This window comes from Bacillus sp. T-10(2022) (assembly GCF_056502895.1).
In genome coordinates this window covers 2,899,269-2,917,870 of record NZ_CP113518.1, presented here as the reverse complement: position 1 = coordinate 2,917,870, position 18,602 = coordinate 2,899,269, and the positions used below count along the sequence as shown (strand labels likewise).

The 18,602-nt window shown below is 37.3% G+C and carries 20 protein-coding genes and 2 pseudogenes; 13 read left to right on the top strand and 9 right to left on the bottom strand.

Going from position 1 to position 18,602, the window contains the following annotated elements; translation table 11 throughout:
- The first annotated feature begins 12 nt into the window (after positions 1 to 12).
- Together OSJ91_RS14290 and OSJ91_RS14285 are read left to right on the top strand one after the other, a co-directional pair.
- The gene (locus OSJ91_RS14290) at positions 13 to 1,203 is read left to right on the top strand and encodes a Ger(x)C family spore germination protein (RefSeq protein ID WP_485889888.1); all 1,191 of its coding nucleotides are present in this window, start codon (positions 13 to 15) and stop codon (positions 1,201 to 1,203) included.
- A gap of 23 nt (positions 1,204 to 1,226) precedes the next feature.
- Positions 1,227 to 2,330, top strand: a complete 1,104-nt coding sequence (locus OSJ91_RS14285) for a GerAB/ArcD/ProY family transporter (RefSeq protein WP_485889887.1) — start codon at positions 1,227 to 1,229, stop codon at positions 2,328 to 2,330.
- Here OSJ91_RS14285 and OSJ91_RS14280 read toward each other — a convergent pair.
- Positions 2,325 to 2,552, bottom strand: coding sequence for a YczF family membrane protein (locus tag OSJ91_RS14280; RefSeq protein ID WP_485889886.1), 228 nt, complete (start codon positions 2,550 to 2,552; stop codon positions 2,325 to 2,327). The two genes, OSJ91_RS14285 and OSJ91_RS14280, sit on opposite strands and share 6 nt — an antisense overlap.
- A gap of 195 nt (positions 2,553 to 2,747) precedes the next feature.
- Between OSJ91_RS14280 and OSJ91_RS14275 the strand changes: the two genes are divergently transcribed.
- Together OSJ91_RS14275 and uvsE are read left to right on the top strand one after the other, a co-directional pair.
- Positions 2,748 to 3,251 (top strand): PCYCGC motif-containing (lipo)protein, encoded by a 504-nt coding sequence (locus tag OSJ91_RS14275; protein WP_413017899.1) that lies wholly within the window; start codon positions 2,748 to 2,750, stop codon positions 3,249 to 3,251.
- A gap of 174 nt (positions 3,252 to 3,425) precedes the next feature.
- Positions 3,426 to 4,397, top strand: a complete 972-nt coding sequence (uvsE, locus tag OSJ91_RS14270) for a UV DNA damage repair endonuclease UvsE (protein WP_485889885.1) — start codon at positions 3,426 to 3,428, stop codon at positions 4,395 to 4,397.
- A 190-nt stretch (positions 4,398 to 4,587) separates the two neighbouring features.
- Here the strand turns inward: uvsE and OSJ91_RS14265 are convergent, their stop codons facing one another.
- The 5 genes and pseudogenes from OSJ91_RS14265 to OSJ91_RS14245 form a co-directional block, all read right to left on the bottom strand.
- Entirely contained in the window at positions 4,588 to 4,755 is a 168-nt protein-coding gene (locus OSJ91_RS14265) for a hypothetical protein (RefSeq protein ID WP_485889884.1), read from the bottom strand.
- Positions 4,754 to 5,566: pseudogene (locus OSJ91_RS14260) on the bottom strand (acyl-CoA dehydrogenase family protein); the annotation flags it as partial. The gene OSJ91_RS14265 and the pseudogene OSJ91_RS14260, both read right to left, overlap by 2 nt.
- 94 nt (positions 5,567 to 5,660) lie before the next feature.
- Positions 5,661 to 5,795: pseudogene (locus OSJ91_RS14255) on the bottom strand (3-hydroxyacyl-CoA dehydrogenase family protein); the annotation flags it as partial.
- Positions 5,777 to 5,956 carry a hypothetical protein gene (locus OSJ91_RS14250; protein ID WP_350298840.1) on the bottom strand — a complete coding sequence of 60 codons (180 nt, stop codon included), beginning with the start codon at positions 5,954 to 5,956 and terminating at the stop codon, positions 5,777 to 5,779. The pseudogene OSJ91_RS14255 and the gene OSJ91_RS14250, both read right to left, overlap by 19 nt.
- 154 nt (positions 5,957 to 6,110) lie before the next feature.
- Complete coding sequence (locus tag OSJ91_RS14245; protein ID WP_485889883.1) at positions 6,111 to 6,845, bottom strand: SDR family NAD(P)-dependent oxidoreductase; 735 nt, start codon at positions 6,843 to 6,845, stop codon at positions 6,111 to 6,113.
- Positions 6,846 to 7,084: 239 nt separating this feature from the next.
- On the opposite strand from OSJ91_RS14245, the gene OSJ91_RS14240 reads away from it, so the two are divergent.
- From OSJ91_RS14240 to OSJ91_RS14230, 3 genes are all read left to right on the top strand, one after another.
- Complete coding sequence (locus OSJ91_RS14240) at positions 7,085 to 7,300, top strand: hypothetical protein (protein WP_485889882.1); 216 nt, start codon at positions 7,085 to 7,087, stop codon at positions 7,298 to 7,300.
- A 242-nt stretch (positions 7,301 to 7,542) separates the two neighbouring features.
- Positions 7,543 to 7,815, top strand: a complete 273-nt coding sequence (locus tag OSJ91_RS14235) for a solute carrier family 23 protein (protein WP_485889881.1) — start codon at positions 7,543 to 7,545, stop codon at positions 7,813 to 7,815.
- Positions 7,816 to 8,443: 628 nt separating this feature from the next.
- Positions 8,444 to 9,016, top strand: a complete 573-nt coding sequence (locus OSJ91_RS14230; protein WP_194719377.1) for a site-specific integrase — start codon at positions 8,444 to 8,446, stop codon at positions 9,014 to 9,016.
- Between the two features lie 591 nt (positions 9,017 to 9,607).
- On the opposite strand, the gene OSJ91_RS14225 is transcribed toward OSJ91_RS14230, so the two are convergent.
- Together OSJ91_RS14225 and OSJ91_RS14220 are read right to left on the bottom strand one after the other, a co-directional pair.
- Entirely contained in the window at positions 9,608 to 10,318 is a 711-nt protein-coding gene (locus OSJ91_RS14225) for a Dph6-related ATP pyrophosphatase (RefSeq protein ID WP_485889880.1), read from the bottom strand.
- 322 nt (positions 10,319 to 10,640) lie between these two features.
- Positions 10,641 to 11,036 (bottom strand): GyrI-like domain-containing protein, encoded by a 396-nt coding sequence (locus OSJ91_RS14220; RefSeq protein WP_485889879.1) that lies wholly within the window; start codon positions 11,034 to 11,036, stop codon positions 10,641 to 10,643.
- 311 nt (positions 11,037 to 11,347) lie between these two features.
- Between OSJ91_RS14220 and OSJ91_RS14215 the strand changes: the two genes are divergently transcribed.
- From OSJ91_RS14215 to OSJ91_RS14195, 5 genes are all read left to right on the top strand, one after another.
- The gene (locus OSJ91_RS14215) at positions 11,348 to 12,022 is read left to right on the top strand and encodes a GntR family transcriptional regulator (protein ID WP_485889878.1); all 675 of its coding nucleotides are present in this window, start codon (positions 11,348 to 11,350) and stop codon (positions 12,020 to 12,022) included.
- A gap of 14 nt (positions 12,023 to 12,036) precedes the next feature.
- On the top strand, positions 12,037 to 13,254 hold the full coding sequence (lhgO, locus tag OSJ91_RS14210; protein ID WP_485889877.1) for an L-2-hydroxyglutarate oxidase: 1,218 nt from the start codon (positions 12,037 to 12,039) through the stop codon (positions 13,252 to 13,254).
- A 29-nt stretch (positions 13,255 to 13,283) separates the two neighbouring features.
- Positions 13,284 to 13,625 (top strand): DUF3870 domain-containing protein, encoded by a 342-nt coding sequence (locus tag OSJ91_RS14205; RefSeq protein ID WP_485889876.1) that lies wholly within the window; start codon positions 13,284 to 13,286, stop codon positions 13,623 to 13,625.
- 328 nt (positions 13,626 to 13,953) lie between these two features.
- Entirely contained in the window at positions 13,954 to 14,892 is a 939-nt protein-coding gene (gene glaH / locus OSJ91_RS14200; RefSeq protein ID WP_485889875.1) for a glutarate dioxygenase GlaH, read from the top strand.
- A 220-nt stretch (positions 14,893 to 15,112) separates the two neighbouring features.
- Positions 15,113 to 15,301, top strand: coding sequence for a hypothetical protein (locus tag OSJ91_RS14195; protein ID WP_413017883.1), 189 nt, complete (start codon positions 15,113 to 15,115; stop codon positions 15,299 to 15,301).
- Positions 15,302 to 16,607: 1,306 nt separating this feature from the next.
- Here the strand turns inward: OSJ91_RS14195 and OSJ91_RS14190 are convergent.
- Positions 16,608 to 17,720, bottom strand: coding sequence for an NAD(P)/FAD-dependent oxidoreductase (locus OSJ91_RS14190; RefSeq protein ID WP_485889874.1), 1,113 nt, complete (start codon positions 17,718 to 17,720; stop codon positions 16,608 to 16,610).
- A gap of 173 nt (positions 17,721 to 17,893) precedes the next feature.
- Between OSJ91_RS14190 and OSJ91_RS14185 the strand changes: the two genes are divergently transcribed.
- The gene (locus OSJ91_RS14185) at positions 17,894 to 18,487 is read left to right on the top strand and encodes a branched-chain amino acid aminotransferase (RefSeq protein WP_413017879.1); all 594 of its coding nucleotides are present in this window, start codon (positions 17,894 to 17,896) and stop codon (positions 18,485 to 18,487) included.
- Positions 18,488 to 18,602 lie beyond the last annotated feature (115 nt).

Below are 18,602 nucleotides of genomic sequence, written 5' to 3'. Positions count from 1 at the left end.
TGAGGATGAAAAATGAAAATTAATATTTTACTTTTATGGATTGCAGCGTTTTGTTTATTGATTTCAGGTTGTTCGAATTACCGGGAATTAAACGAGCTAGGTGTCATAATTGCTATGGGAGTTGACCAAAATGACGATCCAAAACAACCGTACCGAGTAACATATCAAGTCATAAATCCTAGCGGCCTATCCCAAACCAACACAACAGGAGGACAAGGTCTCGCTGTCATCAACTATACAATAACAGGAAAAACGCTTTTGGAGGCTTTAGGTAAGTCAGCTTCCGTTATTCCGAGGGAAAATAATACAACACATCTCTCGCTCATTATTATTGGCGAGAAGTTAGCTCGAAATGATTTGGATTTAATATTCGATGGTCTAGATAGAGGTAAATATTCGCGGGTAAGTATCCCGATCTTTATTGCGCGCGGGAAGACTGCGATGGATGTACTTGGAGTAATTGAACCTCTTGAGATTACTCCAGGTAAAAATATCATCAGTACAACACAAAATAATCAAAAGTTGTATGGATCATCTAGTGAGGTGTTAGCTTATGAAATCATTGCTTCACTGTTGAGTGAAGGCAAAGATGTATCACTTCCGGGAATCAGTATAAGCAATGCTTCCCAGAAGGGGAAGCAAACAGGAAATTTAGAGACGACGAACCCGACTACTATTAAGGTTAAAGGATTAGCCATTTTCAGAAAAGGCAAATTGGTGAGATGGTTGGATGGAGAAACGGCCCGAGCCGCTCAATTCGTTACATCGAAAGTGAAAAATACCCCCGTTGTGTTACCTTGTGAAAGAGGAAATGTAACAATCAACACAATCGGTGTGAAAAGTAAAATGTTAACCGAAATCCATCATGAAAAACCTGTCATTCATACTGATATCAACGTGATGGGAGAACTGTTGGAAACATCATGTGAGCTTAATTTAAGTGATCCGAGAGTGTTAAAAAAATTCGAAAAAAAGATGGAAAATGAATTAAAAAAGCAAATTAAAAAGACGATTGGCATCACTCAAAAAGAAAAGTCAGATATTTTTGGTTTTGGTGATGCCCTGTCTCGAACAAATCCCGTTTATTGGCGCCAAAACAAAAAGAATTGGGATAACCTATATTCAGATGCGCAGATATCATTGAAGGTTCATGTAGAGATTATCAATTCCGGATTGCTAATGGAACCTTATGAGCCGAAATAAATGAAGGGGGAGGTGAGGATGCATTGCCTAAAATAAAAATTGATGGATTTCAGTTATTTTGTATGATGATCATTTTTATGTTTGGCAGTAATCTACTGCTTATAATAGGAAAGGGGGCCAAGCAGGATGTCTGGATTGTTAACCTTTTATCAACCCTTTTCGGATGTTTACTGTATTTCGTGTATATTTCATTATTCAAAAAATATCCTGACATACCGATGACCGGCTATGTCCGGAAAATTTGGGGTAAATATATCGGCAGCGTATTGAGTTTTTTCTATATCATCTATTTTGTTTATCTTGCTTCAAGAGTATTACGCGATTTTGAAGAATTATTAATTAGCTCCACTTATAGACGCACTTCCATTATAACTCTGGGGATATGCATGATACTTGTTTTAATTTATGGAGTTCATCTAGGATTGGAAGCATTTGCACGTGTTGCATGCTTATGCTTTGCCATTATTATCGTGACCCTTTTGATTTTAAATTTTATGTTTGTATTAGGAGGATATACAAAATTGGAAAACCTTCAGCCTGTATTAGGCAACGGATGGGGAATGGTATGGAAAGAGTTGATTCCTACAGGTATCACCGTGCCTTTTGGAGAATTAATTACGTTTACGATGATTCTTCCGTACTTGAATAAAAAGAGTTCTGCCGTTAAAGTGGGCTTTTTTGCGATAATTATAGGTGGGTTTTCATTAACTCTTAATTCGATCATTCTCTTGTCTGTATTAGGTCCCGAGGCGGTATTAAGGTCTAATTTCCCAGCTCTTACAGCCGTGAGTTATATTAATATCGCTGATTTTATTGAAAGACTGGATACCTTTATACTTGTTTTAATGATCATTTTAGGCTTCATTAAAATTTCGATCTTTTTCTTTTGTGCCATTATTGGCGCAGGGGACTTATTTCAAATGAAACCATCACCTATATTCATTTATCTGGTTGGCGGTGTTATTTTCTTCTCTTCGATAATGATTGCTCCTAGCTATCAGGCTCATATAAATGAAGGGTTAAAAGTCGTCCCTTACCTTTTACATCTTCCTTTACTCATTGGAATCCCCATTTTGTTATTGATAACCGCATATATAAAACAAAAAATTAAACCAGCTGCTTCATGAAGAGGGAGGCTGCCGGTTTTTGATCGCTGAGGATATAAACAAATATAAAAAAATTATGGTATATAACAAGAGCAGAAAGTAATCTTCTCCACGTCCTACTATCAAATATTGTTTAATGCTATAGAAAGAGTGCCATATATTCAAGCCCTGTAGGTTGTCGAGGAGTATAATAAGTAAATACGTGCCTAACAAAATTAACAATGATGGTAGCGCTCTTATCACAGTATCACCTCATTCTTTTATCTTAAAGTGTGGTAAATACTTTAAAATTATGTACGGAGTCGTACCAGAATGGCAATTTAGTCTATGTAGCATGGATACTTGTCATTAATCCTTAAAATTTTGGAACCTAATGCTTGTAGAAATACTTTTCGTACCATAAAATGGGAGTATAAAAAAAGTTCAAGGAGTGTATAAATGAAGTTAAAATTATTGACCGTCACTTTGGGGATCTGTTCTTCTTTAATACTCTCAGGCTGTTCAAGTGAAGAGGAAAGTGTTGTACAAAAAGAAAGCGGTCATGAAGGCCATTCAGAGCATACGGCATCCGGAGATCTTCAGGAGGAGACCAGCAGTAAGGAAATAGCACCGGATTTCTTAGCTGAAAAACCAGAGGATATGAAGACAATCTATTTAGCTGTTGCGCAAAATAAAGATTTACTAGAAAAAATACCTTGTTACTGCGGTTGCGGAGAGTCAGCTAACCATAAAAATAATTATGATTGTTTTATCCATGAGAATAAAAAAAATGGTGAAGTGGTTTGGGATGACCACGGGACAAGATGCGGAGTTTGCTTGGAAATTGCTGCGCAATCCATATTGGACTTGAATGACGGTATGAGCGTCAAAGAGATCCGGAATAAAGTCGATGAAAAATATAAAAGCGGATATGCCAAACCAACTCCTACCCCCGAAGTGTAAGTAAAAAAATTATGAAATTCTAGCTTAAAAATAATAATTTAGAAAAATGGTTTTTGCCCGGTATTCATTCGGAAAAGGCCATTTTTTTGTATTGATGGATTCTTTCACATATATAATATTGGTCACATAGGGGAATACTTCCATTAAACATTCAACGTGAAAGGAGCTATCACTTTGACATTAATCCGCCTCGGTTATGTAGCCATGAGTAATCATGTGCCAAACTGTTCACCATCCCAAACGATGACTTTTGCGCAGTTTTCCAAAATTAAGGACAGAGATGCAGCGATAAGGAAGCTCGAACGCATTTCAATATCCAATCTTCATAATTGCTGGCGTTTACTGATTCATAACGAAGCTAATGATATTCAGTTCTTTAGGCTTTCTTCAAAACTTATCCCTTTAGCCAACCATCCAGAAATTCCAGAATGGGATTACATAGATCCTATTTCAGAAGAACTGGCTAAATTAAAAACATTCATAAAGAATCACCCAAAAGTAAGGATAGATTTTCACCCAGATCATTTTGTCATCTTGAATAGTTCAAATATCGATATACTGAAGACATCCTTAAAAACATTAAGGATGCACTTTACTCTATTGAAAAAAATGGGAGTGGATCCCGAGCATCGCTGTGTTTTGCATGTTGGCGGCGGTTATGGCGAGCATGTACAGGCATTAGAGCAGTTTATCCATAATTGGGGTTTGATTCCGGAATCGATTCAAAGAATGGTCATTCTTGAGAATGATGATACTACCTATACGTTGTCGGAAACACTTTATTTATGTGAAAAATTAGGCATTCCAATGGTGTTTGATTATCACCATTACCTCGCACATCAGTTACCAAATGAAGATTGGAAAGATCATTGGGACCGAATATTGAATACATGGAGTAATTCCAAGCTACCTCCTAAAATGCATATTTCAAGTCCAAGGTCCGATAAAGAATTTCGAGCACATGCTGATTTTGTGGATACTGAAATGTTCATGGAATTTTTGCAACAAATAAAGGGAAGCTTACCACAGCTGGATTGCATGATTGAAGCTAAACAAAAGGATGGAGCACTTTTCCAGTTGATGGATGAACTGAAAAGTCACAAAGACATAGAGATCATTGATGATGCCAGTTTTTATATTCATTAATTGATTGGGGGAATATTTGACAAAGGGAAAATAAGATTCTCTTTATCAAATATCTATTGTTTACATAACGTTATTATTGTTGAGTTAAAAAGGTAACTTCTCAAAGGAAGTGGGAGTAAGGGTTAGACGATCTTGCATTAATAATTTCTCGTAAAAACTAAATACTATTGTATTCCTATTCACAAGATGTTTACATCGCCGAACCTTTACCGATAATCTCTTCAAAACTATATCGATTCTGACCTGTTGACTTTTTCTTCCTTTTTAAGATATCCAGAGAATTCATAAACGAAGCCATTTCATAATGATCAACATCTTCTTGACGGACAATCACCCGATAAATCTTATGTTCTTTCATACTGGATTCTCATATGAGAAAAATCTAACGACATTTCGAGTAATTTATCACTTGATCCTAAGTTTCGCGCAGCCATTCCTGCACGTCCATTTGCCAGAATCTTTAATGCGTTTACATAGCCTTGTCCCTCTTCGCCTAAAACATTTTCAGCCGGAACTTCACAATCTTCTAAGAATATTTCCGATGAATGTGACCCGTGAAGGCCCATTTTTTTTTCAATGCTTCCAATTTGAAACCCTGGGAAATCCTTTTCAATTATAAAAGAAGTGATGCCTTTTGAGCCTTTAGAAGGGTCGGTCACCGCCATTACGGTAAAAATATCGGCAATCGGTGCGTTAGTAATATAATGCTTACTTCCATTCAGAATATATTTATCCCCTTTTTTTACGGCCGTTGTTTTCAGATTAGTAGCATGTGAGCCTGCACTTGGTTCTGTTAAGGCAAATGCACCAATTCTATCTCCGGTTGCCATGTCGGGTAAATATTTGCGTCTTTGTTCATCATTTCCCATTTCAACAATGCCGACACCCCCAATGCCGGTATGTCCACCAATGACTGTTGTATATCCATTATGTGTTCTTCCCAATTCTTCAAGTGCAGCACACTTCCCTACCATATCGAGTCCCAGTCCGCCATATTCTTCTGGAATATGAAGTCCAAATAATCCCATTTGCTTTGATTTTTCCATTATACTTCCTGGAATTTCATTACTTTCTTCAATTAACATCGCCTGCGGATCTACTTCATTATCAATAAAGTTCCGAATTCCTTGTTTTAATAATTTTACATCCTCAGTTAGTTCGAAATTCATACCTTCACGTCCTCTCGATTATAAGGCCAAAATCACTGCCCAGACTTCCTAACCAAACGCTGCTTTCACGTATTTAACAAGCTAATACTTATAGTCGATACCTATCCCCTAAACTGTGAAAAAGATACTCCATATTTTGGAGACGGCTGTCTAAACCAACAAGACCAGCCATTTGGGGACCTATAGGATGATTTAATCCAAGTTTAATCGCTATATCGATATCTTCAGCAAAATCACTTCATTATTCTCGTACTTCTTGATATATGATCGATCAACTACCGCTTGAATAACCTTTGCTGCTAGGTAGTCTACTGACACATCAGTTAAAGTACCACCCATTTTCCAATCGGCGCTCTGACTGAATATACCGGATTCATGATCTTCCTCCATATGATAAAACTTTTATCCTGGTTTAGCCCCAATAAGCAAAAATAGTATTGAAAATTCATTCGTGTTATTTGCCTGTAGAGGTTTTCTATTGATATTGATACAAGGCATTTTTGAAATGTTAATTGTAAAAAAGATCTATACCTTTAGAAAGCGATTAACACATCGCTAATCCACCATTAACGGAGAGCGTTTGTCCTGTAATATAATCTGCTTCGTCTGAAGTGAAAAACGCTACCGCATTTGCAAGATCACTTGGTTCAGCCAATCGCCTGAATGGTATGGCTTTTTCTAACGCTGAAACAATGCCCTCATTATACGAGCCAATTTCCTGAATCAATGGTGTATTACTTGGGCCTGGTGAAATACAATTGACATTTAATTTATGTCTCGCCATTTCTCTAGCTAATGTTTTTGTTAAAGCAATCACCCCGCCTTTTGCGGCTGAATATACTCCTTCACCACTAGAACCGACTCTTCCTGAATCTGAAGCGATATTCACAACTTTCCCATAACCATTCTCAATCATGATCGGCAATATTTCTTTACATGTATGAATTTGACCCATCAAATTAATGTCAATAATTGTTTTCCATGTGCTTGGTTCGCTTTTTAAGAAAGGTTCAATCTTATCCCATCCTGCGTTATTCACCAAAATATCAATTCGTCCAAAACAATCAATAGATGCTTTGACTGCTTCATGTACGCTTTCTAACTTCGTGACGTCGCAATAGACAGCAAGTGCTTCCGCCCCTTCGCTTTCTAAAATAGAAACCGTTTCTCGAGCATTTTCAATGTTGATGTCTGTAACGATTATTTTATTGGACTTTGACGCTAATGTTAACGCGATCTCTTTTCCAATCCCTCTACCTGCACCGGTAAAAGATACCAACAAGCACAAAAAAGAAGGTAACGTGACACTTCTATCATTATTAAGTTTTCATATCCCTCCACCCTTAGTAATTTAGAACATTCAGACATTTGCAGATTGTAAAAGCAAACTATTTATGGTCATAACTACAACCACAAAAGACTGTCCCATAAGACTCAAACCGATCACAAAAAAATGAAAAGAACCGTTACGAAATCCTTTGATTTTACTGGATTTCATACCAGGTCCTTTCAGGAGAAATGGCAGCGACTGCGCTTTTAACTTTTGTTGCATTAGATAAAGAACAATGTCCAACTCGTGTTCCAGAAGTCATTCCTGAAACGGATGAAGAGAAAAAATTAAATGAAACTGCACCAGAGCGAGCTAGAATGCGTAAAGAAAGGAAATCAAAAAGTAAAGAATTATCCGTGTTTTATACAACAACTATCCCTGGGATTGATAAGGTATACAGTTAATATAGGTTTTGCTAGATAATAATTTTAAATAAAAGAAAAATCCAACTGCCTGGCCGGGACTTGCCATTGGAAAACTATATATGTGGTTACTGATAAATAAAGAGAGAAGCCCTGCATATTAGGGATTAATATATAGCCATAAATGGTGACTACAAAACAAAGGATATTTAATATTAAGATGCTCAAGGTTTGTGCAGCAAGCAAACCACTTCTCACGAAAAAGCTTAAATAAACGAACATAAATGAGAAACAAGGGGAAAATGGTTTCGTCTATTGGCTTTTTGGAAAGTACAAAAATTATAGATCGAGTAGTTTTTAATATCAGTGAAGCGCTACTTACTTTACTCGGACTTGTGCCTGTGTTAGGAGGCTTATTTTCGACAATTCCTGTTAGTATAGGAAGTGATGTCGTATTTATGGCCAATTTACAATTATCCGGAAACGCTCTGCGTAATATTCAAAGTATTCAATATAACTTAAAGAATTGCCCTCCAAATTTTTTGGGGTATCTGTAGTGTTCAATACGTTTCCTATGTATTATTGGTCCCCTTATAAGTAATGGTCTGTTAATAAGTTTACTTATAGCTCTGGCTCTTTAATATTTTGTGGATTTTTCAAAATATGAATTGTTGGAATCAAGGTACTAGCTGCATTCAATAATAATAAAAGCCGATGATTCCTTAACACAGGGAATATCGGCTTTTTTAAATTGAAATAACTCTTCGTGTATGTTTTCCGTATTTCATATGACCCCTCAATAAATGGGACATGCAAACATTATAAATAATGAGATAAATATAGAGAATATTCATATGCCATGTTTTCGTAAAAAAGTAGAAAAGACAAAAATACGAGCTTCATATTTGGCTTTTAAAGAGGTTATTTTAAATTACTAGAGTAATTGGTCTGGATTGCGTTAAAACGTCTCAATTGAACCTTTAGGAAGGTCATTTGATGTTGGTATATTTTTGTATTAGCATGACTAATGCTAACGGAATATTCTGAATGTAACAAAGGACCTCTATTGATACATTCGAAAACGCATTAAATCAAGGTTTATAAGCGTATCAAATTTTTAAAAACTTGCCTTTTTTTAAGCTGTTCACGTACAATGAAAGAAGGGGAAAGGGGAATGAGCCATTCATGCAAGCAACCTCTCAAAGAATTAAAAATGTCCAACCGATACGCAGGTTGGATCACATAGAAAAGATGAAAAAATCACTATTAAAATATTGCAGCTACAGGGATTATATGATGTTTTCGATCGGAATAAACATCGGGTTACGTATAGGGGATCTTTTACAATTGCGAGTGAAAGACATTCTTGAGGGTACGCATATTGTCATTGTGGAGCAAAAAACAGATAAAATTAAGCGGTTCCTTGTCAATCCTCAACTTCGGAAGGAAGTTAGGAAGTATGTCCGCAAATCGAACCTGAAAAATGAACAGTATTTATTTCCAAGTCGAAAAGGTAATGGTCCAATCACTAGGGTACAGGCCTATCGGGTTCTGAACAAAGCGGCTGAAATGGCAGACATTCCAGATGTCGGTACACATACCCTTCGAAAAACCTTCGGCTATTTGCATTACCAAAAATTCAAGGATATCGCTTTACTACAGCAAATCCTTAATCATTCCAATCCAAAAGATACGATGATTTACATAGGACTCACACAAGATTTAATGGACGAAACATTAATGGATTTCTATTATTAACTGAACGGACGAAGACAACTCCTGTTACTCAGTATTTTATAGGGCTATAACAATCCTTCAATTGGGAGTTATTTCAGAGTAAACATTATTTCGATATATCTGAATGGGTAGATAAAACTAGTATCATTGGTGTGGAGAGGTGAAAGGGCTTTCGGAATGGGATACGCGCCTTTTGCTAGGAATATCGACTTCACTGAGGATTTTTGAAAATTATAAGAGTTTTGGCCGGGTAATGGACAGTGTTTTAAATCAACCGTATGACTTCTCAAAAAAGACTAGAATATATAGTCTTTTTTTCTTGATAACACCGTACTGATTTTTAAAAGAAACACTCGATTTAGTATATTAGAAACATTTATTTTTCTAAAATTCTGTTGTTTTCCTGTTTAACAAATAATGAAACAGAAAGGTATCAGTAACGAATTGTTGCTGCAAAATGACGTTACTATAATAATGTTATGTCAACTATTACTCGATATTATGCTCCTGTCAAAGGACTCAGCAGATGAACTGCACCTCAATCGTTAGAGAAAATCTCATAATTGGGGTGCAGCACAGGGTGGTTGCCAGGAATATTGGTTATTAGTTCGGTTATAAGGTACTTATATTCTTCATTTTATCCAGCTCCAAAGGTAAAAAAGCATATTCTCCGTCCTTAATAATCTCACATTTACGAACGTGGATTGGCTGTTTAAAAATAGGCCCATCAATTACTGTCGTATGAAACTCTCCGCCTTCTCCGCAGGGGTCAATGCCGCGAGCTTCAAGTTCCTTCACGTATTCATGGGTTAACTTTCGCCCTAAATCATCCTCTGTCATTCCCAGTAATAAATTAACGGTTACGATGATCGTTACAAATCCAAGATTCATGAACTCTTCGACAGCTTCACGATGATTCATTTCCCATAAAGGCATTCCAAGCTTCAACCCGGCATTCTTCGTAACCTTATCATGCCAACAGCCATGGGCAGGCATATCCAAGTCTCCTGTTAATAAAACTTCTGCTCCTTGATTTTTAGCTTTTTCCAGAAGACGCATAAATACTTCTTCATAATCAGTCCAACTGGCAGCTGCAGTATATACAGGCAATCCTATTGATTCAGCTTGGGCATGTATGAGTTCCGGAGGCATTCCATGGGATCTGGAACGTTTTCCTTCTTCCTCCAGCATGACGATCAGTCCTACAGCTTCTCCAATGTTCATTGCTTTATAAAGGGCTAAGACACTATCCTTTCCTCCGCTAAAAGAAGCTATGAACTTATGACCGCGAGCACTATTTTTCCAATCGATTAATTCTGCCATTCATATTTTCCCCTTTATTCTAATGACTTTTTGCCAATTTCCTATTTTATAGATGAATTATGATAACTATATTTGTTTGATTTTATCACGGTTGAAGCCTTCAGATAAGATATTAATGCATCCTGATACAAAAACTTGATTTAAAGGGAAGTTATTCCTGAAAAAACTACTCTATAATGAACTGAACAATATAAGGTGATTAATCCCTAGGTTACAAAGCTGAAATAAAAAGGCATGAGTCTCGGTGGGGGACCGATTCATGCACTTAAGGCTAGCTAAATTGTATAGCTATTATGGATTTATTTCACATAGTAGCTTCTTTTTATAAAACCGCAATATGTATTTCCACTTTTCCATCAGGATAATATTTTTCAAAATCCAGGCTATATTTCCTGTTCATTTTTTTCTCTTCCTCCAGCTGCCATATCTTTTTCCAGGTTTCACCTATGGAATGTTCATCTTGTAAACACTCAAACACCGCGTATTCTTGATCTGGAATGACAAAATTTTCATTCGATACGGGGGTTTCGGTGGCTATAGCTAATGTATAATCTCCACGATAGTTACTTTCGTACTGATGGTATATCCCATATTTCATATCATTTTCAATATTATAATCATTTGTTTTGCTCCAAAGGGATCCGATTTTCTCGAAAAGATTTTTATCGGTGGAATTATTAGTCCTTATTTCGCCAATCATGTAGACTTCTTTACTCATTAACTAGCAACCCCTTATTTAAATAAATTTGGATACCACAATAATGATATCATAATGATGAAATTTTTTGGAAAGTTTTGGCGTTAGTTCCTGGTTATGAATTTGTGAATTGAACAATACAAAGGTGTTTAAACAGTTAAATATAAATGGGAGAACCAATTTATCCTCAGATGTGAATTAGTTGTTTACTCTATATATTGTATCCAGTGTTTTTTAAATTGGATACAATATATTTAATTTTCTGTATTGTAATCGCTTTATTAAGTTGATATAGTTTAAATTGTATCCAATATCGAAAGGTGGACGCTGAATTGGATAATGCTAATTCTAAAAGAGATAAATCAACTATCGTTAAGAACGTAACGAAAAGTCTTAGGAAGGCGATTTTGAATGGGACGTTGAAAAAGGGGGAGCGACTCATCCAAGAGGAGTGGGCCGATCGCCTGGAAGTAAGCAGGATGCCGATTCGTGAAGCCCTTACACAGCTTCAATTGGAAGGGTTGGTGGAAATGGTTCCTCATAAAGGAGCAATCGTCACACCGATTACCCGGGATGATATTGAAGAAATTTATCATACCAGGTCTCTGCTTGAAGGTCTTGCAGTAGAAAAATCGCTTCCTTATTTAACAAAGGAGGATAAAGAAAAATTAAAGGGTATTTTGATTGAAATGGAAAGGATTCAGTTATCTGACGAAACCAATGAGCATTATATCCTTTTGAATGCGGCTTTTCATGAAACCCTCCGAAAAGGGTGCCCATGGCCAAGGGTTCAAAAAATGGTTGAAACGTTGGGTATCTCACCCATTGCGCCGAATTTGCTGATTGATTATTACCCAGAAACGCAACGGGAACACCGGATGATTTATGAAGCGGCACTAAGAGGGGATCCTGCAGAACTAAGGGCAGCAGTAGAATTTCACATCTTGCGGACTAAAAACAATTTAATTACGTATATGGAGTTGCTGAATACTAAAAATCATCAATAAAAGGAGTGTTAATTGTGTATGATTTCGCAATTGTTGGTGGGGGAATTGTAGGTTTATCGACGGGAATGGCTCTTTATCAGCGTTTTCCTAATGCTAAAGTGGTAGTCATTGAAAAAGAGGCTGTTGTTGCAGATCATCAAACGGGGCATAACAGCGGCGTCATCCACTCAGGAATTTATTATAAACCAGGCAGCTTCAAAGCACGGTTTGCCCGTCAAGGAAGCAAATCAATGACGGAATTCTGCCGGATGCATGGAATTGAACATGATATTTGCGGAAAGGTCATTGTTGCAACAAAACCAGAAGAGTTGCCCCTTCTAGATGATTTATATTCACGCGGTTTGCAAAATGAGCTAGCTATCCAAAGAATCGGTGTGGATGAGTTAAAGGAAATCGAACCACATGTTAATGGACTTGGTGCGATTCGCGTCCCGCAAGCCGGCATCGTCAATTATCGTCAGGTAAGTGAAAAGATGGCGGATATCATCCGAGGCAACGGCGGTGAAATCAAACTGAATACAAAGGTGGAGAAGATTGACGAGGATTTTGATGAAGTCATCATCGACACGAACAACGGGACAATAAAGGCAAGAGTGGTCATTAATTGCGCTGGATTGCACAGTGACCGTATCGCAGCAGCTGCGGGGTATAAAACTGATATGAAAATTGTCCCGTTTCGCGGTGAATATTTTAAATTGAAGCCCGATAAGCGCTTTCTTGTCAATCATTTAATTTATCCGGTACCTAACCCGAAATTTCCATTTTTAGGAGTTCATTTCACACGGATGATTAGCGGCGAAGTAGATGCCGGCCCAAATGCTGTACTAAGTTTTAAACGGGAAGGTTATAAAAAAACTGACTTCAATGCGAAGGATTTAACTGAAGTTTTAAGCTATAAAGGTTTTTGGAAACTGGCCAGTAAATTCATGAAGGAAGGGATGGATGAATATGTTCGTTCTTTTAGTAAAAAGCAATTTACGAAAAGCCTGCAGGAATTGATTCCGGAAATTCAAGAAGATGATTTAATCCCTGCACCTGCCGGAGTCCGGGCACAGGCGTTACAGGATGATGGTAATATGGTGGATGATTTTCATATTATAATGGGGAAACGGACCATTCATGTTTGTAATGCACCGTCACCTGCAGCAACAGCCTCCATTGAAATTGGAAAAGAGATTGTTAACCGCATACCGGAACAATCGCACTTATTGGAAGCTGTTTTGACAAAATAAAATTCGTTATAGAGAGAGGTAGAAGCATAATGTTCAATAGTAAAACTATTTTCATTGCAGGTCATGCACGTTTGCCTCAAGGGATGGCAGCGAAAATTGTCTTTGAAACATTGACCATCACCGCGGAAGTCGATGCTAAATATGGGGTTGTACTGGAAGCCTCCTGTACACTGGCAACAGAGCATGGCCGGGAATTCATTGGGCGTTTATTAAAAGGAATCAGTTTAAATGATGGTGTTGATGATGCGATAGAATCCATTCAATCTTATTATCGGGGGAAAGCGGCCAATGCGTTGATTGCTGCCTTGAAGGACCTGGATCTTCATTTTCAGCAAATTAAAGCAGGAGAAAAAACGAAACTACCAAGTTAGGAATATGATTTATCAGAATAATTTGTAAAAAGTGTTGACAATTTTACGAAAAAACGTTTTAATGTAATTAAGCCAATATTATGACATTAACACCTTTTGGAAAATACCTTTTCAGAATCGTGTAAAGATCTTAATGATTGGAAACAGGAAAAATAAATCATACATAAACTGCATATTCGCTGTGACTCTATTTGCATAGAGCAGTGAAGTGAATATAAGCCAGTTGTACAGTTGGATTCCTATTTTATTTAGGGATCATGTGCGACTGGCTTTTTATATTTCCCGTTAACTTTGTCACCTATATTACAAATAACAGGAGGAATTATTCATGAGCATTGCAGAAAAAAAGAGAGCGAAGTTTGAAAGGAAAACAGAAAAATACGAGGTGAAAGTTCACCCTCAATCCAGCCGTTTATATCATATTGAAATTTCAAAAGAGGCAATTGCCGCTTTTTTAGAAACGGTATCGAAGGATAATCAGTCTGTTCAGCATTTGGAATATACACCATATGCCCGACTCATCATTGCATCATATCTATTGGATCAAGTGGGGGAAGACTTTGGAGAAGTGCTTCGGAACATTGTTCATGATCGGGAATCCGGAGGCTTCACCCTTGGCTTGGAGGGTGTCACAGAGAATACAGATGAATATGTCATTTTTGCAACGGCCATTTCATACTTGCTCGGAACTCCGAACCATGATGCCATGTCAGGAAAATATTATGCCCGCTTTAGTGTTCAAGACACGGATAGCAGTGATTCATATTTGCGTCAAGCTTATCGTTTATTTACACTTCATACGGACGGCACCTTTGTAGATGAACCAACGGACTGGTTACTGATGATGAAGATGATCGAACAAAACGCCCGCGGTGGCGAATCACGTTTATTGCACTTAGACGATTGGAAAGAGCTTGATAAGTATGTAAATCATTCATTATCAAGCCAAAAATTCACGTATAAGGCACCGAAAAGCAAGAACATTGATCAGGAAATTGAAAGATTGACATTCTTCAATCATAATAACAAACCTGGTATATGTTTTATCGACCAATTTGTTTATCCTGAATCAATTGAACAAGCCAAATACTTACGCGATTTATCCAATTCATTAGAGAACGATGAAAGTGTACTAGAACTGGAACTGCCAGTTGGAGATTTAGTTGTCGTCAATAATATATTTTGGCTTCACGGCCGCGCTGCATTTGAAAAAGATCCGAACCTGAATCGTGAATTACTTCGCCAGCGCGGGAGATTCAATCAATAGTTGCATTTTGTAAACCCAAATTTTTTCATCCCCAATTACCATTTTTAAGATAAATTCTTTTCAACCCAAGGGTTGGAAAGCAATTTATCTTTTTTTTGGAGGGTTCAGTTTTACTAATGGATTCAACAAGATTATTAATGTCCCAATGTTCGGGGCAAATCTAAATTTCTGATATACTGATATGACCAAAATAAATAGAAGAAAGAGGGGATAGTATTTTATGGGGATTGCTAATTTTTCTAATTTTACGCGATTTAAGAATCTAATTAATGCTTTACCTGCTGCCTATACAGATGAAATGATACAGAGCGAACAATTTTTGCTTGAAAGAGATGAAAAGAAAAAGCTCGAAATCTATTACGCACCTTTTGAATATGTAAATGAACGGGCAAAAGTGGTGATTGTCTGAATCACTCCTGGATTACATAAAATGAAAAAATCTTATTCTACCGTAATTAATGCAAAAAGGCACATACATAGTGATGAAGAGATCCTGCACGAAGTAAAAAAGAATTCCAGTAACGATGAGAAACAATTTAATTCAATGTTGGATGAGCTTGGATTACATACATACTTAAACATATCGTCCGCACTGGATCTTTTTAACGAAGCAAGTCACCTCGTTCATACTACCTCTGTTTTAACCTATCCAGTTTTTTATAACGGGAAAAACTACAATGGAACAACTCCGAACATATTAAAGACCGAGTTGCTTAAAAAAATATAATGGAAAGCTTTGCTGCCGAAATAGGGATGATTGAAATCACGCTTATTATTCCTTTAGGCGTTAATGTTTCCAAGGTCTTAAACTATTTAGCTGGTCACAATTATTTAGATGCTAACAACATGCTTCTAGGATTTCCTCATCCATCTGGGGAAATGGTCATCGTCATAAGCGGTTTGCAGCAAATAAAGAGCAAATGAAAATGATGTTTCAGCACTATTTTTCAAAGGAAATGACCGTTGGTTAAAGGACAGTGCTCAATAAAACTTATATAGGTATTAAAGGACAGGAAACATTTGATTAAGAATTCATATTCATCTTTTAGTGTTAAAAGTAAAATTAACTATTTACTAGTGCTATTTTGGAGATTATAATAAGAACAAATGTTCTTTATTATAGGAGGCATTAACATGGATGAACTAGAGGAATTTTTAAAATCACTCACTATTGAAGAGTTAAAGGTTATTTATGAAGAAGTAAGTGAACCTGATATTAATAAATAAATGAAAAAAATTTGAACATAGAAGAATCTTAATACATTACTCATTTCAAGTTGATTTCGCTGAATAGAATTATGTTTCGAAAGCATCCTCATCACCTCAAGTTTTAATACTTCTATTTTAAAACAAAAAAGACTGTGGGCAAAAGGAGTTCTATCTGAAATTTTAAACATAGTTGATTGGAACGGAAGGTGCGAGACTCCTGCGGGAATAGCGAGTCCAAGGGAGACCCCACAGGCGCAAGTGCGCCGAGGAGGCTCCCCGACCGCCCGCGGAAAGCGAGTGCCTGGAGTGTAAATCAACGTCCAAATTGTACAAGTCATAAAAAATAGATAAACTCGATTTTCCTCGAGTTTGTCTACAGTCTGAATCAAGGACCCATTAAAGGTCCTTGATTTTTTTTATGAAAAGGACCATTGGAAAAAAAAACTGAACTGATCATTCTTGATCAGTCGAGTTCATACAGCAAGTTAATTAAAGGGAAGCTAAATTTATAGCGCACCTCTGACATCATAATTTTCTATATCGATTTCGATTTTTCTATCAAGTGCGAGATTTGCCAATAGTGAGCCTATATAGGGGCCCATTGTTAAACCTGAAGCTCCAAGACCATTGGCTACGATTATTCCTTCCCAGTCAGGCAAAGGACCCATGACCGGAAGGAATCCCGGCGTGAATGGACGAAATCCGACCCTTGCTTCAACAAACGTACTATCTGTCAAACCGGGAGCGGTTTGCAAGGCCTTATCGAAAACCTCCTGGAGTCCTCCTGCGGTCATTCGGGTATCGAAAACTTCCGTATTTTCGTGAGTCGCCCCAGCAACGATTTTATTATTATCGAAAGCCAAAAGATATTGATCACTGGGAGGCATGACTACAGGCCAGTCAGTTGTATTGTCATTTGGCGTTTCCAGATGAATGATTTGAGCCTTTTGGAAGGTGACTTGAAAATTCACGCCGAGTGGCTTCAGTAATTGCGGTGCCCAAGCGCCAGCACAAACAATCACTTTATCGGCAGATATGAATTCATCTCCAAGTGTTACACCTGTCACTTGTGCACCGTTATATGTAAGTATGGCCTCACCATACATAAGTTTTGCACCGTTTTTTTGTGATGCCCGCAATAAGGAATCACGTAGTGCGCGTCCATCGACCCGCGCTGCACCACTCACGTGAACGGCTGCATATTCACTGGAAAGAGGCGGGAATAAGGCACGTGTTTCCTCTGCGGAAAGTATTGTGATCGTCCCTATCTCCGGTGCTTCTTCTTTCCGTTTTGCCGCCCGGTTCTTCATGGCATTCAGTTTATCTTCATCGGTATGTAAGCTTATGGCCCCGACCTGGGCATACCCAGTCTCGGTTTCCCCGTCCCGTTCAAGTTCTTCAATTAAACCCGGATAAAAAGCCGCACCATTTTTGGCAAGGAGATACCAAGCTTGGTTGCGTCTTTGCGAAATCCACGGGCAAACGATTCCTGCAGCTGCAGATGTTGCCTGACCGATATCTTGTCGGTCAATAATGATCACTTCAACACCAGTTTTAGCCAACTTATAGGCAGTGGAAGCTCCCAAAATTCCTGCACCAACTACAATGATTTTTTGCATGATTCAACATCTCATTTCTCTCATATGTATAAACGCTTACCACTACTATATCGAAGACACGAAATGATTGCCACAACTGATATTGTAATTTCTTTCACAAAGTTATTTTATCTATAGTGAATATGCTATGATTGATATTGCGAAAGCTTGAAAAGATACTAGGAGGACATATCATGCTAAAAAAACAAATGGAATCATACATATCAAAATCCGTAATCGAAAACAAGGTTGAGTTGTTTAAAGAAGAAAAGGATTATGTCGAAATGCATAAATTAATCGCCGATGATATCATTATAGTGGAAAAAGAAAATGCATCCCGTTTTACAGATGCTTATATGGAACGCAGTAACAAAGAGAGCGAAGAATTAATCTCTGAAGAGAACTCTGCATTTTTATCACAACCGATCGAGTATTTGAAAAATAACAAAGATGAGTTCCTTTACTTTGAGTCAAAATGGTTCGAATTAATCGGTGTTGAGGCACTTTCTTTAGAAGTCGATGATGTTTTTGGTACGTATAATGCGATGTTCGGATTGAAATTCCAGAAAAAAATGGGAGAAGTTTTAAAAACGTATTTAACTAAGGAACTTCAAGCAGAAATTGGTTCGTTCAGTTTAATGTTTAACCAGGGCGACGGGCTATGGGATGTGAATTTAGCCTTGGATAACGTAAAAGGATTCCGAGAAGACATGACATTAGAGGAAGCTTTTAATTTAATCTATCATTTTCTTTTTATCCTTGTTCAAACAATCGAGGAAAATATGTAAAACGAGGTGCCGCCATAAATATTAATGGCGGTTTTTTTATTTCTTGATTTAACCAATGCCCCTAGGCTTTGCTTCTGGATTTTAATCGATGCTTCTGGATATTGATAAAAGGAAC

Coding starts and splice junctions, on each gene's coding strand:
- OSJ91_RS14290 (WP_485889888.1), top strand. CDS start 13: ATGAAAATTAATATTTTACTTTTATGGATTGCAGCGTTTTGTTTATTG.
- OSJ91_RS14275 (WP_413017899.1), top strand. CDS start 2,748: ATGAAGTTAAAATTATTGACCGTCACTTTGGGGATCTGTTCTTCTTTA.
- OSJ91_RS14265 (WP_485889884.1), bottom strand. CDS start 4,755: ATGAAAGAACATAAGATTTATCGGGTGATTGTCCGTCAAGAAGATGTT.
- OSJ91_RS14250 (WP_350298840.1), bottom strand. CDS start 5,956: ATGGAGGAAGATCATGAATCCGGTATATTCAGTCAGAGCGCCGATTGG.
- OSJ91_RS14240 (WP_485889882.1), top strand. CDS start 7,085: ATGGCAGCGACTGCGCTTTTAACTTTTGTTGCATTAGATAAAGAACAA.
- OSJ91_RS14235 (WP_485889881.1), top strand. CDS start 7,543: ATGAGAAACAAGGGGAAAATGGTTTCGTCTATTGGCTTTTTGGAAAGT.
- OSJ91_RS14230 (WP_194719377.1), top strand. CDS start 8,444: ATGCAAGCAACCTCTCAAAGAATTAAAAATGTCCAACCGATACGCAGG.
- OSJ91_RS14225 (WP_485889880.1), bottom strand. CDS start 10,318: ATGGCAGAATTAATCGATTGGAAAAATAGTGCTCGCGGTCATAAGTTC.
- OSJ91_RS14220 (WP_485889879.1), bottom strand. CDS start 11,036: ATGAGTAAAGAAGTCTACATGATTGGCGAAATAAGGACTAATAATTCC.
- OSJ91_RS14205 (WP_485889876.1), top strand. CDS start 13,284: ATGTTCAATAGTAAAACTATTTTCATTGCAGGTCATGCACGTTTGCCT.
- glaH (WP_485889875.1), top strand. CDS start 13,954: ATGAGCATTGCAGAAAAAAAGAGAGCGAAGTTTGAAAGGAAAACAGAA.
- OSJ91_RS14195 (WP_413017883.1), top strand. CDS start 15,113: ATGGGGATTGCTAATTTTTCTAATTTTACGCGATTTAAGAATCTAATT.
- OSJ91_RS14190 (WP_485889874.1), bottom strand. CDS start 17,720: ATGCAAAAAATCATTGTAGTTGGTGCAGGAATTTTGGGAGCTTCCACT.
- OSJ91_RS14185 (WP_413017879.1), top strand. CDS start 17,894: ATGCTAAAAAAACAAATGGAATCATACATATCAAAATCCGTAATCGAA.